8 protein-coding genes are annotated in these 16,077 nt (G+C 64.5%); 4 read left to right on the plus strand and 4 right to left on the minus strand.

Features of this window, described 5'->3' with window-relative positions; translation table 11 throughout:
• Positions 1 to 5: 5 nt before the first annotated feature.
• Positions 6 to 2,945: a sensor domain-containing phosphodiesterase gene (locus tag C3F36_RS19125; protein WP_104455697.1), complete on the minus strand. Its 2,940-nt coding sequence runs from the start codon at positions 2,943 to 2,945 to the stop codon at positions 6 to 8.
• Between the two features lie 134 nt (positions 2,946 to 3,079).
• Between C3F36_RS19125 and C3F36_RS19130 the strand changes: the two genes are divergently transcribed.
• From C3F36_RS19130 to pbpC, 3 genes are all read left to right on the plus strand, one after another.
• Positions 3,080 to 4,768, plus strand: coding sequence for an FAD-dependent oxidoreductase (locus tag C3F36_RS19130; protein WP_104455698.1), 1,689 nt, complete (start codon positions 3,080 to 3,082; stop codon positions 4,766 to 4,768).
• 166 nt (positions 4,769 to 4,934) lie between these two features.
• Entirely contained in the window at positions 4,935 to 9,824 is a 4,890-nt protein-coding gene (locus tag C3F36_RS19135; protein ID WP_104455699.1) for an alpha-2-macroglobulin family protein, read from the plus strand.
• Positions 9,790 to 12,198 (plus strand): penicillin-binding protein 1C, encoded by a 2,409-nt coding sequence (pbpC, locus tag C3F36_RS19140; RefSeq protein ID WP_199769620.1) that lies wholly within the window; start codon positions 9,790 to 9,792, stop codon positions 12,196 to 12,198. Before C3F36_RS19135 ends, pbpC begins: the two co-directional genes overlap by 35 nt.
• 88 nt (positions 12,199 to 12,286) lie before the next feature.
• Here the strand turns inward: pbpC and C3F36_RS19145 are convergent, their stop codons facing one another.
• On the minus strand, positions 12,287 to 13,246 hold the full coding sequence (locus tag C3F36_RS19145; protein ID WP_104455700.1) for a hypothetical protein: 960 nt from the start codon (positions 13,244 to 13,246) through the stop codon (positions 12,287 to 12,289).
• 164 nt (positions 13,247 to 13,410) lie between these two features.
• Here C3F36_RS19145 and thiI point away from each other — a divergent pair, with 164 nt between their 5' ends.
• Positions 13,411 to 14,859, plus strand: coding sequence for a tRNA uracil 4-sulfurtransferase ThiI (gene thiI / locus C3F36_RS19150; RefSeq protein WP_039038656.1), 1,449 nt, complete (start codon positions 13,411 to 13,413; stop codon positions 14,857 to 14,859).
• Between the two features lie 75 nt (positions 14,860 to 14,934).
• Here the strand turns inward: thiI and C3F36_RS19155 are convergent, their stop codons facing one another.
• Positions 14,935 to 15,327: a hypothetical protein gene (locus C3F36_RS19155; RefSeq protein ID WP_041212809.1), complete on the minus strand. Its 393-nt coding sequence runs from the start codon at positions 15,325 to 15,327 to the stop codon at positions 14,935 to 14,937.
• A 101-nt stretch (positions 15,328 to 15,428) separates the two neighbouring features.
• Entirely contained in the window at positions 15,429 to 16,061 is a 633-nt protein-coding gene (locus C3F36_RS19160; protein WP_043156357.1) for a trimeric intracellular cation channel family protein, read from the minus strand.
• Positions 16,062 to 16,077: the final 16 nt, after the last annotated feature.

Genomic DNA, 16,077 nt, shown 5'->3' on the forward strand with positions numbered 1-16,077 from the left:
CCAGTTTAGCCCGCAGGGGTGGCACCCAGCAGGCTCTCCAGTGCCTTGACGGGGAGCGGCCGGCTGGTGAGGAAGCCTTGATAATGCTGGCATCCCAGGGCCTTGAGCACGGCGAGCTGCTCCTCTTCCTCCACCCCTTCGGCGGTGACGGTGAAACGAAACACCCGGGCGAGATCCAGGATGGCCTTGACGATGGCCTTGTCCTGTTCGCTGTGGACCAGGGTCTGGATGAAGCTTCTGTCGAGCTTCACCTCGTCGGCGGGCAGATCCCGCAGATAGGCCAGGGACGAGTAGCCCGTGCCGAAGTCGTCGATGGAGATGAGCAGGCCGAGGGCCTTGAGCTGGCGGATCCTGGCGATACTCTCCAGCCGGTTTTCCAGCACCACGGACTCGGTGATCTCCAGCAGCAGGCGCGACGGGGGCACCCCGGTGTCCCGCAGTATGTACTCCACCTGCTGCACGAAACCGGCGGTGTGGAACTGGCGGGCGCTGACGTTGACCGACAGATGGGGGATGGCGAGACCGTTGTTGAGCCAGAAGCTGTACTGGGCGCAGGCGGTCTTCATCACCCAGTAGCCTATCTCCTGGATCAGGGTGGTCTCCTCGGCGATGGGGATGAACTCCCCGGGTGGCACCATGGTGCCGTCGGCCTTCTGCCAGCGCAGCAGCGCCTCTATGCCCGAGAGCGTGCCGTTGTCGACCCGGTATTGGGGCTGGTAGTGCAGCACCAGCTCGTTGTTGCGCAGGGCATCGCGCAGCTGGTTGTTGAGAGAAAGCTTGCTCTTCTCTTTTTCCGCCATGGCTTCACTGAAGAAGATATGGTTGCCCTGGCCCGCGCGCTTGGCCATGTGGACGGCGGTATCGGCCTGCTGCATCAGGACAAGGTGATCCTTGTCGTCATCGCTGAACAGGCTGATCCCCACGGAGGCGCTGCAGTGCAGCTTGTGATCGCCGATGTCGAAGGGGGCACGGAAGATCCCCATCAGCTCCCGGGCAAAGTGCTCCGCCAGGATCTTGGCGGTGATATAGCCCTGGCCCAGTGCCGTGAAGAGCAGGGCAAATTCGTCACCCGAGGTGCGGGCGAGCACCAGGTTCTCCTGGGGCAGGGACTTGAGTCGCACCACCACGGCCTGGAGCAGCAGATCGCCGCAGGCGTGACCGAGGGAGTCGTTGATGGATTTGAAGTTGTCCAGATCCAGCAGCAGCAGGGCCCCCCACTGACCACTCGGGGCCTGCAGGGTGCGCTGCATGATGTCGGTCAGGCTGCGCCTGTTGTAGAGATCGCACAGGTCGTCGTAGTAGGCGAGGCGCTCGATGTGGCGGGCGGTCTCCTTCTCCTGGGTGATGTCGTGGAAGCTGCAGACGAAGTGGCTGATCTCCTCCTCCTCGTCCTTGACCCCGCTCACCATGAGCCGCACCGGGAAGAGGTGTCCCCCCCTGTGCAGGCATTGTTCCTCCCCGAGCCAGTATCCCTGCCGGTTGACCGCCGCGATCACCTCCTCCTTGAGGGTGTCGCCATAGTAGGTGGGCCTCAGGGCGTCGATGTGCAGGCCCAGCATCTCCTCGCTGGCAAAGCCGGTGATGCGGCTGAAGGAGGCATTGACCTTGAGGATGATGCCCCCGTGATCCATCACCAGCAGGCCGTCGTGGGTGTTGAAGGCCACTTCGGCCAGGCGCAGGGCATCGTCATTGGCCAGGCGCTGCAACTCGCTGGCGGCCCGCTCGCGCTGTTCGTAGAGGACGTCCAGCAGGGGCGCGGGATCGGCCAGGGGGGTGGCGAGCAGCAGGGTGAGCTGCCCCAGGGGGAGACCATTTGGCCCCGGGAAGGGGATGCCGACATAGGCCTTGGCGTCGAGGGCCAGCAGCTGGCTGGACTGGGGATAGCGCAGGGCCAGATCTTCCACGTAGAGGCTCTGCCCGTGCTGGAAGATCTCCCGGCCCGGGCCGATGTCCATGGGCATGGGTTTGACGACGGCGAAGGCATCCCCCTCCACCACGCAGCGGGGAATGAGCCAGAGATCCTGGCCGCGAGGCTGAAACTCGCCGATCCAGCCCCTGTGGGCACCGCTCAGGCCCATGGCCCAGCGCAGCAGGGCGCGGCAGTAATCGTTGCCGGTCAGGTTGGCAAGCCCCGGGGGAGGCGCGAGGTCCGGGGCGTCGGTCGCCACGGGGTCCGGCTGCCAGTGGCCGAGCAAACGGGCGCAATGACGCACCAGTTGCAGGGTGTCATCGCTGATGAGGGTGCTCTCGGCATACTCCAGGCTGAGCACGCCGATGAGCTTCTCCTGCTCCAGCAAGGCGCCGTCCAGGCGGGAGCAGACATTGGCATCGGCCAGATAGTAGTGCTGGCTCAACATGGGCTGGTGGGCCGCCTCCGAGAAGCTCAGGGCGCCCCGGGCGCGCAGGGCCCGGATGTAGCGGCTGTCTCCGCGAATGGCACCGAGCGCGTCCACCCCCAGGGTGAACACCGGGGTCAGCTGCTCGCCGCCAAGGGCGCCATGGGCCTGGTAGTGCCAGAGGATCAGGCGATCGGCCCCCAGGCACTCCTTGAGGCTCTCCAGCATGGCGTCATACTGCTGCTGGCTGGCCATCTGGCTCAGGCGCGGCAGTTGCAGGGACAGGCTGGCGGCGCTCTCCTGGGACTGGGTCTGCAGGCAGATGAGCCAGAAGGCGTCCTGCTCGTGGGAGAGGGAAATGTGCCAGAGGAGGGCGTCAAAGCGCAGCACCAGCTTGCCCCCCTTGCCGCTGGCCAGCCGCTGCTCGATGGGTTGGCGCAGGGCGTCCGGCAATTGGGCCGGCCAGGCACTGCGGGGCTCGTCGAGCCAGTGGAGCGGCGTCTGCATCACATCGGTCAGGGCGACCAGCCGTTGACTACGGGTATCCAGGCGGAAAAACAGGGGCGCCTGGCTGGCGGTCGGAAGATGGCTGAGCGCGGTAGACGACATGAACTGACACTATCCTGTTGAGCAATTGTCGGAGGGCAAGAATACTGCAAATCCGTGGCAAACAAAATTTCATTGAATTCTAAATTAGATAAGTCTAATTTATTGGCCATTTCCTGTTGAGTGGAGTCTTGCAGATGAAACGGATCCTGATTGTGGGTGGTGTGGCCGGGGGGGCGTCCGCCGCCGCCCGTGCCCGCCGTTTGAGCGAAGAGGCGGAGATTGTGATGTTCGAGCGGGGCGAGTTCGTGAGCTTCGCCAACTGCGGTCTGCCTTATCATATCGGGGGGGATATCCCGGATCGGGATGCCCTGCTGCTGCAAACACCGCAAAGCTTCAAGCGCCGGTTCAACGTGGATGTGCGGGTGTTTCACGACGTCATCGAGATAGACAGGGCCGGCAAGAGCCTGCTGGTGCGCAACCTGCTGAGCGGCGAAGAGCGGCGCGAAGCCTACGACGTGCTGCTGCTGAGCCCGGGTGCGGCCCCCATCCGGCCTCCGTTCCCCGGCATTGACAGCCCGGGTGTGCACACCTTGCGCAATATTCCCGACATGGACCGCATTCTGGCGGCGCTGGCGCACGATCAGCCGCGCCACGTCACCGTGGTGGGAGGCGGTTTCATCGGGCTTGAGATGATGGAGGCGTTGCACCAGCGCAAGCTGGACGTCACCTTGCTGGAGCTCTCCGATCAGGTGATGGCGCCGGTGGATAAAGAGATGGCCAACATGCTCCATGCCCGTATCCGGGAGGAGGGCATCGATCTGCGCCTGCGCACCGGCCTCTCGGCCATCGAGAGCCTGGATGTGCTGGCGGAAAAAACCGCTGCCGTGGCCACAGAACAAAGGGGTGGATTACGCCTGACCTTGAGTGATGGCACCCGGCTCGATACCGGGCTGCTGATCCTCGCCATCGGCGTCAAGCCCGAGACGCTGCTCGCCGCCAAGGCGGGGCTGGAGCTGGGACCGCGGGGCGGCATCAAGGTGGATGCGGGCATGCGCACCTCGGATCCCTGCATCTTCGCGGTGGGGGATGCGGTGGAGGAGATCGATTTTGTCACCGGCGAGTCCGTGCTGATCCCGCTGGCGGGCCCCGCCAACCGCCAGGGGCGCATCGCCGCCGACAACATGCTGGGGCGAAGCGAAACCTACAAGAAGACGCAAGGGACCGCCATCTGCAAGCTGTTCGATCTGGCGGTGGCGAGCACGGGGCTGAACGAGAGGCGGCTGGTGCAGCTGGGGCTGCCGTTCGAGAAGGTCTATGTCCACCCGGGCAGCCACGCCGGTTACTACCCCGGTGCCCACCCGGTCAGCCTCAAGCTGCTGTTTGCCCCCGATGGCAAGATTTACGGCGCCCAGGCCATCGGCAAGGACGGGGTAGACAAGCGCATCGACGTGCTGGCGGTGGCCCAGCGCGCCGGTCTCACCGTGTTTGATCTGCAGGATCTGGAGCTCACCTATGCACCGCCCTTCGGCTCGGCCAAGGATGTGATCAACATGGCGGGCTTTGTGGCAAGCAACCACTTGAAGGGGGATACCCTGCTCTGCCACGCAGCCGAGGTCGAGGCCCGTCACCCCAATCAGCAGGTGCTGGACGTGCGCAATGGCCCCGAACTCGACAAGCTTGGTCGCATCCCGGGCGCCTTGCACATCCCCCTCGATGAGCTGCGCGGCCGCCTCCATGAGCTGCCCAGGGATAAAGAGCTGCTCATCAGCTGCCAGGTGGGTTTGCGCGGTCACGTGGCCTGTCGCCTGCTGAGCCAGCACGGCTTCAAGGTGAAGAACCTCTCCGGCGGCTTCAAGACCTGGCAGATGGCGGTAATGGAGTAACTCGTCACAGCCACAAGCGAGCGCCGACCCCAGGGTCGGCGCTGTTGCATCTGGCGGAGGCTGCCGGCGTTTTAACTGCAATGAGTTTTGTGTCAAGCGAGCCTGATCCCTTATCCTGTTGGCTATTGCGCTGCACTGGCAGCGAGCCAATCAGGGATGACATTTTATGCGCCGCGTCGACTCTCACCCTCGCTTCTCTTGTTCCTCACCGCAACAGACGGCCGTCCCCGGGCGCCGCTGGTCGGCCCTGCTGCTGGCGGGGCTCACTGCGCTGCTGCTGGCCGGTTGTGGCCCCGACAAGCCTGCCAGCCAGGTACCGACCACCGAATCCACTGCCCGGCAGGAGGCAGGGGAGCCGAGTTCAGTCGTGCAAGCCAATGCACGCCAATACCGCGATGCCCCGGCGCTGGCCCTGGTCTTCTCCGGCCCCTTGGTGCCCAAGGCAAACTGGCAGAGCTGGCTTTCTGTGAGTGAAGGGGGCAAGCAGGTGCAGGGGGAGTGGATCCTCGCCGACGATGGTCGCACCCTCTATTTCCCGAACGTGCAACCCGACAAACGCTACGAGGTGAGCCTCAAGGCGGGGCTGGGCCCATCCCCCCAGAGCTGGACTCTCAAGACCCGGCCGCTGGAGGCGGGGGCGTCGTTTACCGCGAGCGGCATGGTATTGCCGCTGCGCGACGAGCTGCGCCTGCCCATCAGCGCGGTCAATGTGGATGAGGTCAATATCGACTTCTTCCGGGTCGATGCGGAGTATCTGCCCCGTTTCCTGGCCGAGTATCGCCCCGGTGCCGGCATGGGCAACTGGGAACTTGAACAGATCACCAAGCGGGCCAAGCGGGTGTTCAGCGGCCGCTATGCGCTGGAGCTCGATGCCAACCGGCGCGAGACCCGCCTCATCAATGTGAAGGAGCCGCAGCTGGCGGAGGCTGGCGTCTACTTTGCGGTAATGTCCCCCCTTGGCAACTACGACTGGCGCAAGGAGACCACCTACTTTGCGGTGAGCGACATGGGGCTCAGTGCCCGCCGTTACCGCGATGAGCTGGAGGTGTTCGTCAGCTCCCTGGCCAGCGCCGACCCCCTCAAGGATGTGCAGCTCTCCCTGCTCGACCAGAAGGGCAACCGGCTGCAGGTGCAAACCACCGACCCCCAAGGTCATCGCCGCTTCGATCAGGTGCAGGGGGCTCGCCTGCTGCTGGCCGAGCAGGGCAACCATCTGGCGGTGCTGCGCCTCGATGGGGCGGCCCTCGATCTCTCCACCTTCGATCTCGGCACCCAGCCCTGGCAGGCCCAACAGCTCTATCTGTTCAGCGGGCGCGATCTCTATCGCCCCGGCGAGCGGCTCGACAGCGAGATCCTGCTCAAGGGGCAGGATGGCCAGCTGCTGCCGGGCATGGCGGTGGAGCTGGAGGTGAAACAGCCGGACGGCCAGCTGCTCGAACAAAAGCGCCTGCTGCCGGACAATTTGGGCGCGGCCCACTACGGCCTGCATCTGCTGGAGGATGCGCCGCTCGGGCGCTGGACCATCAACCTCAAGACTGCCGCCGGTAGCCGCTTCGAGTGGCCTTTTCTGGTGGAGGAGTTTCTGCCGGAGCGGCTGAAACTGCAGCTTGGCAAGGGGCCGGATGGGGAAGTGACGAGTCTGGACGCCGCCCTCACTTTGCCGCTGCAAGGGGACTATCTCTACGGCGCACCAGCGAGCGCCACCAAGGCCAAGGCGGAGGTGAAGTTAAGCCGCGCCACCATGCCCTTTACCCAGTGGCAGGAGTTCACGCTGGGTGACGTGCTGCTCGCCGAGCAGGCCAAGGATCTCGAGCCTCTCAATCTCACCCTTGATGCGCAGGGGCAGGGGACTTTTTCGCTTGCTGATGAGCTCGATGGGGTGCGTGCCCTCGGGCCGCTGGAGGTGGCTTATAGGGTGTCGCTTTCCGAACCCGGCGGCCGCGCCGTCAATCGCAGCCGCACCCAGTATGGCTGGCCCGCCGGCAGCCAGTGGCCGGCACTCAAGGCCGATTTCGTGGCGGATCGGGTAGAAGGGGGCAAGCCGCTCCCCTTCCAGATCCTCAACCTCGATGAGCAAGGCCAGCCGGTGGCGGGGGCGGTGAAGGTGCGCCTTATCAACGAGTACCGCGACTACTACTGGCACTACGCCGATGGGGAGGGGTGGAAGTACGAGTTCAACAGCCAGCCCTATCTGGAGCAGGAGCAGACCCTGCAGCTGGATGGCAAGGGGCCGACCCTGCTCACGCTGCCACTGGCGGCGGGCTGGTATCGGTTGGAGGTGGAGAACAGTCAGGGCCATCAATCGAGCCTGCGGGTGGAGATCGGCAGCTACGCCTGGGGCGGCGGTGGCGAGCAGGCACGGCCCGACAAGATCGCCATCACTCTCGACAAGCGCGCCTATCAGGCCGGGGACAAGGCCAAAGTGACGCTGGTGGCCCCGCGCCCCGGCAAGGGGTTGCTGCTGGTGGAAGATGGTGACGGCCTGCGCTGGTGGCAGCGCATCGAGCTCAAGGGCGCCGATGGCGATGCCAAGGATGCCCGCGGCGAGTTCGAGATCCCGGTCAGCCCCGAGTGGCTGCGCCATGATCTGCATATCTCGGCCCAGATCGCCGCGCCAGACAGTGACTCAAAGCCGGTGAGCCAAAAGAGTGTGCAGAGCCTGCGATCGGTCGGTCTGGTGCCGCTCACCCTGGATCGGGAAGCGCGTCGTCTGCCGCTCACCCTGAGCGCGCCGGACAAAGCGGTGCCGCTCACCCGGCTGGAAGTGACCGCCACCTCCACCCCCAACAGTCAGGGCCGCGTGGTGCTGGCGGCGGTGGATCGGGGCGTGCTCAATATCAGCGACTACCGGCCACTCGACCCGTTCGAGATCTTCTTTGGTCGCAAGCGCTTCGCCCAAGACTTGTTCGACAACTACGGCCAGGTGATCCCGCCGCAAGATGGCAAGCTGGCTCGCCTCAACTACGGGGGTGACCGGGCGCCGCTGAAAAAGGGCGGCGCGCTGGAGAGCCGGGTCGAGATCGCCGCGCTCTGGAGCGGCGAGGTGAGTTTTGATGAGAGCGGCAAGGCGGTGATCCCGCTCGATCTGCCCAACTTCAACGGCGAGCTGGCGCTGATGGCGCTGGCCTGGAACGAACAGCAGGTGGGCGAGGCCGAGCGCGCCGTCAAGGTGGTGGCGCCGCTGGTGGCAGAGATCGGCTGGCCGCGCTTTGGCGCCAGAGGGGATGAGACCCGGGCCCTGGTGCAGCTGCGCAATATGAGCGGTGAGGATCAGACCCTCTCCCTTGCCTGGACCCTCAACGGCGGGCTGAAAGCAAACGGCGAGCTGCCCGGCACCCTGGCCCTTAAAAACGGCGAAGAGCAGTGGCTGACCCTGCCGCTCACCGTGACCGGGGCGAGCGGCAGGGTCAGCCTGCAGTTGGCTGCCAGCGGCAAGGATTTTGCCATCAGCCGCGACTGGACTTTGCCGCTGCGTTCCCCCTGGCCTGCCGAGACTCGCCAGCGCTACCAGATGCTGGCTCCCGGCCAAGAGATGAGCTTTGCGCCAGCTGAGCTGGCCGGGCTGGATCGTGCCAATCTGCAGGGGCTGCTCAGCCTCTCCGGCACTCCCCCCTGGGATCCGGCAGCCCAGTGGCAGGCGCTGGCCGACTACCCCCATGCCTGTCTGGAGCAGACCTTGTCCCGTGCCTGGCCTTACTTGCTGACCACAGCCGATGAGCGGGCCGTCTGGCGCAAACCCGCAGAGGGCAAGAAAGCGGCGAGTGAGGCGGATGTGCAACGCGCCCTGCTGCAACGGCTGCAGCGGTTGCAACTGCCAAGCGGCGGTTTTGGCCTGTGGGATGGTCGCTCCGACGAGGAGCAGTGGCTCACCGCCTATGCCGCCGACTATCTGCTGGCGCGCAAGGAGGCGGGCGACGCCGTGCCGGAGGCGATGCTCAATCAGGCGCTGAACCGGTTGCAGAGCTATCTTACCGACAGTCAGTATGGTGAGCGCTGGAGCAGTGCCCCCGAGCACAGCCGGCTGGCCTATCAGGCCTACAGTGCCTATGTGCTGGCCCGGGTGGGCAAGGCGCCGCTCGCTACCCTGCGCCTTGTCTGGGAGCAGCAGGCCGATCACGCCCGCTCGGGTTTGCCGCTCTTGCACCTCTCGCTGGCCCTCTCGGCCATGGGGGATGAGCAGAACGCCGCCAAGGCCCTCAGCCGGGCATTGGCGACCGAGCGCGGGGACGATTATCTGGGGGATTACGGCTCGCCGCTGCGCGACCAAGCCCTTGAGCTCTCCCTGCTGCGCCAGCACAAGCTGGCTGCGGAGCGTTGGCCGGCCCTCAGTGGCAAAGTGGCCGACACCCTGGCTCACCGTCAGTGGCTCAGCACCCAGGAGCGGCTCGCCCTGCTGCGACTCGCCCGCTTCGATCCGGCCGTCGACTGGCAGGCCAGGGTAACCTCCTCTCTTGGCAGTGGATCCCTGAGCGGTTCGGTTCCGCTGCAGCAGGGTGCCCCCGAGGCACTGGCGGCGAGCTCTGTCACCAACGAGGGCAAGGGCTCGCTCTATGTGCAGCGCACCCTGGTCGGTTACCCCGAGCAGGCGCCGGCACGGATCAGCAAGGGAATGAGCGTGACCCGCAGCTGGTTCAACAGCGACGGTCAGCGTTTTGACCCGACCAAGGTGAAGGTCGGCGATCTGGTGGTGGTGCGGCTCAATGTCAGCAGTGAATCGGCGGTGCCCGATGCCCTGCTGGTGGAGATGGTGCCCGCCGGCTTCGAGCTGGAGAACCCGGCCCTTGGCAACAGCATCAAGCTCGAAGAGCTCTCCATCGAGGGGAAACCGGCGTGGCAGAGCGAGTGGAACGACTACCTCAAGCATCAGGAGTTTCGCGATGACCGCTACACGGCGGCGCTGGATCTGAGCGAGGGGAGCAACCAGCAACTGGTCTACCTGATGCGGGCGGTGACGCCGGGTCGCTATCAGGTGCCGCCGACCCAGGTGGAGGATATGTACCGACCCGAGATCCGGGCTGTGGGTGAGGATATCCACGAGGTGCGTATCTCTGAGTAACAAACCCTCCCTTGAGCGGGTTCGCCCGCTCACTTTCTGGCAGCGTGGCTGGCTGAGCCTGGGTCGCACTGGCCGCGCTTGCTTGCATTGGCTTGGTGGCCTGCCACGTTGGCTGCGCTTTTCGGTGCTGGGCGTTGTAGTACTGCTCCTGTCATTGCTGGCGCTGGATCGACTATGTCCGCCGCCGCCACTCGATCCTGCCTACGCGCGGGTGGTGCTCGACATGAAGGGGCGACCGCTGCGCGCCTTTGCCGATACCAGCGGCGTGTGGCGCTACCCCGTGACCCTGGAGCAGGTCTCCCCCCGCTATATCGAGGCGCTGCTGGGCTACGAGGATCGCTACTTCTGGCGTCATCCCGGGGTCAATCCGGTGGCCATGGTGCGCGGGATCTGGCAGTGGCTGCATTACGGACGCGCTGTGTCGGGGGGCTCGACCCTCACCATGCAGGTGGCGCGCCTTATCGAGCCCTACCACAGGAGCGTGCCCGGCAAGCTGCGCCAGATGGCCCGTGCGCTGCAGCTGGAGTGGCACTATGACAAGCGCACCTTGCTTACCGTCTACCTCAACCGGGCACCGTTTGGCGGCAATCTGGAGGGGGTGCAGGCGGCAAGTTTTGCCTATCTCGGCAAGAGTGCAGCCAAGCTGACCTATGCCGAGGCGGCGCTCTTGGCGGTGCTGCCGCAGGCTCCCAGCCGCAACCGGCCGGACCGGCATCCCGAGCGGGCCCGCACCGCCCGCGACAAGGTGATGCAGCGGCTGGTTGCACAGGGCGTTTGGCCCGAACAGGTATGGTTGGAGGGACGCATCGAGCCGGTGCTGGCCCGCGGTCACTTCACGCCGATGGAGGCGCCGCTGTTTGCCCGCCTCGCCGCCGACCATCAGGCCGGGGCCCTGGTGCACACCACCATAGACGGGGATCTGCAGCGCTGGCTGGAGGGGCGGGTGGCGAGCTATATCCGTCGCTTCCCCGAACAGACCTCAGCGGCGTTGCTCCTGGTCGACAACAAAACCATGGCGGTGCGCGCCTATGTGGGCAGCGCCGAGTATGGCAATTTGCGTCGCCACGGTTACCTCGACATGGTGCAGGCGATCCGCTCTCCCGGCTCTACGCTGAAGCCCTTCATCTACGGTCTGGCGATGGACGAGGGGCTGGTGCACTCGGCCTCTCTGCTCTCCGATGCGCCAAGGCTGGGCTCGGACTATCGCCCCGCCAACTTCTCCGGTGCCTTTCAGGGACCGGTGACCCTGGCCCAAGCGCTGCAGCAATCCCTCAACGTGCCGGCGGTGCAGGTGCTGGAGGCGCTGGGGCCGGACAAACTGGTCAGCCGTCTCGACAACGCCGGGGTGAGGCTGGCCCTTTCCGACAAGCCTAATCCGGCCATCGCGCTGGGGGCAGCGGGCATTCGACTCGAGCAGCTGGTGGCGCTCTACAGCGCACTGACCCGGCAGGGGCAGGTGGCGATGCCGGTCTGGCTGGCGGGGCAGCAGGCGGTGTCACGCCCCTTGCTGAGCCCGGGGGCCGCCTGGATCATCTGGCAGATATTGAGCGCCCAGGGGCGCGCGGATCAGCCCTTTGCCAGTGAGGCGACCGGCCGGGTCAACCGGCTGGCCTGGAAGACCGGCACCAGCTATGGCTATCGCGACAGCTGGGCCATGGGGGTCTCCGGTCGCTGGACCATCGGCGTCTGGCTTGGTCGCCCCGATGGCACCCCCATGCCCGGCTTTTATGGACAGAGCGCGGCAGTGCCACTGCTGCTTTCTGTCTATTCGCGGCTCTCGGACAACAGCCCCCTGCCGGCACAACCCAACACGGTGAGCGAAGCGGAGATCTGCTGGCCCTTGGGGCGCAAGGGGAGCGCGACCCTGCCTGAGGCCTGTTTGCAGCATCAGAGCGCCTGGTTGCTGGAAGGGCGCGACCCTCCCACCTTGCCGGATCCCATGGATTGGCCCTCGCCGCTGCGCCAGGTCGCACTGACCGCCGCGGGCAAGCCGACTCTGACCCGTTGCCCCGATGCAGCGCAATCTGGTTTTCGGGCCCTCTGGCCCTTGTCGCTGGAGCCTTGGCGAACACCCGGCGAGCGGCGTCAGGCGCTGCTTGCCAGGGGCTGCGCGGGGGAGGGGCAGAGCGCCGAGCAGCAGGCCCCCATCCGCATCCTGGCACTGGGGGAGGGCAACCTTATCCGCAGTCAGCGCTATCGGTTGCAGCCCAGGGTGCTGGGCGGTGTCGGCAAGCCGGCATGGTTTCTCAACGGCCAGCGGCTGCGCTGGGACGGGGATCAAGTAGTGAGCAAGGTGGGCCGCTATCAGCTGGTGGTGGTGGATGAGGCGGGAAACAGCGATCGCATCGAGTTTCGGCTGGAAAACCCCTCCTGAGGGCGTGGTGAGCGCCAGAATATTGACGGCATCGGTGATGGTCCCGATGCCGTCAGTTGATTGTCGATTCCCCGGCAGAGGCGGGGAGTCAGGGCTTGACCTGCCCCAGCCGGGTGAAGAAATGCCGGCTCTTGCGCTGGTGGAAGTGGCTCTTCTTGATGGGATGAAACACCAGGTCGCTCTGTGGGTGACTCCCCTTGAGGTGGTGGATCATCGCCATGGCCGGTAAGCCAGTACTGACGAGCGTGGTGAGCGGCAGGGTGACGGTCTCGGGTCCCAGCAAGGGTGTGAACCCCTGCTGGGCCTGCTCGAAGCGGGTCAACACGGCGGGTTCGGCGTAGCCGCTGCCCAGCATGGCGAGCAGGGCATCGAGCGCCTGATTAAACTCGGCCAGCTGCTGGCGAAAGCCGCTGCGGCTGCGCAGGGCGATCAGCTCTGCAAACGGGATGTCGCTCAAGTGAGTGGGCACTTGCAGCGGGATCTCCAGATGGAAGCAATCCTGACCACCGCGGTTGTGATAGCGGGATTCAAGCAGGTGGAGCAGCCGGTCCAGATAGTCGTGATCGGTAATCAGCGCCCCGTCATTGGCGAGAGCCCACTCACGGGCGAGGCGCATGGAGAGCAGGTTGGCAAAGCGGCGCGCCATTCTGATCCCCCCTTCATCCTGCGTCGCAAAGCCGTGGGTCAGACAAAACCCGTGCAGCCGTTCCAGTCCCGCCTGAGCCGGGCAGAAGCAGTCGTGGTTGGGGGCTGAACGCCAGCGGGCGATGAGCTCCCTGTTGCCAAACACCTTGTGGCGGACAAAATCGGGGGCGACCAGGCCAGCAATCTGGCTCTCCACCTGGGGCGTGATATGGGCGAAGAAGGCGGGTTGTGGCGGCTCGGCCAGCAGGTCGGTTTGCTGGCGCAGGGTCTCCAGCAGGGCGGTGAGACCGCTCTTATCACTGACGGTGAAGACGAAGGCGAGCCGCTCCAGATAGAGCAGGGCAAACTTGAGCCAGAGCTCGTCGCGTACCTCCATGCCGGGGTAGTAGATATGGGTATTCATGGATGCTGTGTTGCCAGGATGCAGGGGTGGGAATATACGCATGATTGCCCGGATGCGGCAAACTTTGCGTGGGGGAATGTGAGCGGCCGCTCATGCAGTAGGCGCTGGTCACAAAGTTCTGATATAATTCGCGCCCTTAAATCAAGGCCACCCGAGTCATTACCATGAAGTTCATTATCAAGCTGTTCCCTGAAATCACCATCAAGAGCAAGTCGGTTCGCCAGCGCTTCATCAAGATCCTGCAGGGCAATATCCGCAATGTCCTGCGCCGCTTCGACGACGATGCCCGGGTGCGGATGGATTGGGACAAGCTGATCGTGAGCTCCCGCAATGACCAGTTCCGCGAGCAGGCCATCGAAGCCCTGGCCTGCATCCCCGGCATTCAGGCCTTCCTCGAGGTGCAGGCCAGCAAGTTTACCGACCTGCACGACATCTTCGAGCAGGTGAAAGCCGTCTGGGGTGATCAGCTCGAGGGCAAGACCTTCTGCGTGCGTGCCAAGCGCCACGGCAAGCACGAATTCTCCTCGCTGGAGATTGAACGCTACGTGGGCGGCGGTCTCAACCAGCACTGCGTGAGCAACGGTGTGCGCCTCAAGAACCCGGATGTGAAGATCAACCTCGAGATCGATGGCGAGGAGCTCTTCATCGTCAGCGCCATCCACCAGGGGCTGAGCGGCATGCCCATCGCCACCCAGGAAGATGTGCTGAGCTTGCTCTCCGGCGGGTTTGACTCGGGTGTCGCCTCCTTCCAGTTCATCAAGCGCGGCTGCCGGGTGCACTACTGCTTCTTCAATCTGGGTGGGGCGGCTCACGAGATTGGCGTCAAGCAGGTGGCCTATCACCTGTGGAACCGTTTCGGCTCCTCCCACCGGGTGCGCTTCACCGCGGTGGATTTCGAGCCCGTGGTGGCCGAGATCCTCGAGAAGATCGACAACGGCCAGATGGGGGTGGTGCTCAAGCGGATGATGATGCGTGCCGCTGCCAAGGTGGCCGACGAGTTCCAGATCCCGGCCCTGGTGACCGGCGAGTGCGTTGGTCAGGTTTCCAGCCAGACCCTCACCAACCTGAACGTCATCGACCGGGTGACCGACAAGGTGATCCTGCGCCCGCTCATCACCTGGGACAAGCCGGACATCATCAGCGAAGCCCGCCGCATCGGCACCCTGGAGTTCGCGGAGACCATGCCGGAGTATTGCGGCGTGATTTCCAAGAAGCCGACCGTGAAGGCCGAGCTCTCCCGCATCGAGGCGGAAGAGGAGAACTTCGACTTTGCCATTCTGGACAAGGTGGTGGCCGAGGCCCGTTACCTCGACATTCGTCGCATCGGTGAAGAGACCGCTGCCGAGGTGCAGGAGGTGGAGACCACCGCCGAGAGCGGTGACGACGAGGTGATCCTGGACATTCGCTCCATGGAGGAGCATGACGACAAGCCGCTGGTGGTGGAAGGGCGCGAGATCATGCATATCCCCTTCTTCAAGCTGGCCACCGCCTTTGGTGACTTGCCGAAAGAGAAGACCTACCTGCTCTATTGCGATCGTGGCGTGATGAGCAAACTGCAGGCGCTTTACCTGAAAGAGAAGGGCTTTGCCAACGTCAAGGTCTACCGTCCGTGATGTGACGGCAAGACGCGTATAAAAAATCCGGCCAAGGCGCCGGATTTTTTATTTCACTCGGATGAAGGTAGACGCTCAGGGGCAGGGGACCGGGGTGAAGGTTTCCTGACCCTGACAGCGCCAGCCCATCTCGGCCTGACGCATCTGCCACAGGTTGTTGCTGCGAAACAGGGTCAGGATGTAGAGCATGTCGCTACGCTGGCCATCAAGGGCCACCGAGAGCACCAGATCGTTGTCCAGCTGTTGAGCATGGATACGGGTGGGTACATCTTCATGGCCCACGAAGCGGCGAGCCACTTCGCGATAGTCGTTGACCCAGCCTTGCTGACTGCTGCTCGCCTGACGGATCTGCTGGTTGAACTGCTGCACCGGGGTGGATGCCAGACGCCCGAACAGGGCCTGTGCCCCCGCATGAGCCGCTGCCACCATCATCAGAACAAGTGTGGTAATGAGCCCAAGTTTTTGCATGAGGTTTTCCGGCTTGAAACGACCCCTGTATGACAACAGAAAAGCCGGCTTGGTTCAATCTTGTCCCTGCCGGGATGGGATCTCGCCCACTCTGAGGCTTCTCAGTTGCGCTGCAGCGAGAAGGTGGGCAGGGAGAGGTGCCAGTAGATGGCCGCCACCCGCAGACCAAACACCCCGAGCATGCTGATGAGCATGGCGCTGACCCTCTCTACCCCGACCTCCAGCGACAGGGTATAGAGGATGCCGCCCAGAATGCAGGCGGTGGCGTAGATCTCCTTTTGCAGCACCATGGGCACCTCCCGGGCCAGCACGTCACGGATCATGCCGCCCGCAACCCCCGTCATGGTGCCCATGATCACCGCAATGAGCCCGGGTGTGCCGAAATTGAGGGCCTTCTGGGCACCGATCACGGTAAAGAGCGCCAACCCAAAGGCGTCTGCCACCGGCAGCACATACCAGGGCATGCGACGGGGCAGTTTGACCATCCACATGCCGATGAGCGCCGTGGCAATGACCACCCAGATATAGAGGGGGTCGCGCACCCAGAAGACGGGGGTTGCCCCCAGGATCATGTCGCGGATGGTGCCACCCCCGATGGCGGTGACCGCCGCCAGCACCATGACACCGAAACCGTCCATCCTGAGGCGGCCCGCCACCAGTACGCCCGAAAACGCGAATACCGCAGTACCAAACATGTCGCTGATGTAAACGATCTGCTCAACCAGAGTCTGCATGGAGAACAACTCACGT

Origin of the sequence: Aeromonas sp. ASNIH2 (assembly GCF_002934795.1) — a bacterium.
Lineage (GTDB): Bacteria > Pseudomonadota > Gammaproteobacteria > Enterobacterales > Aeromonadaceae > Aeromonas > Aeromonas caviae.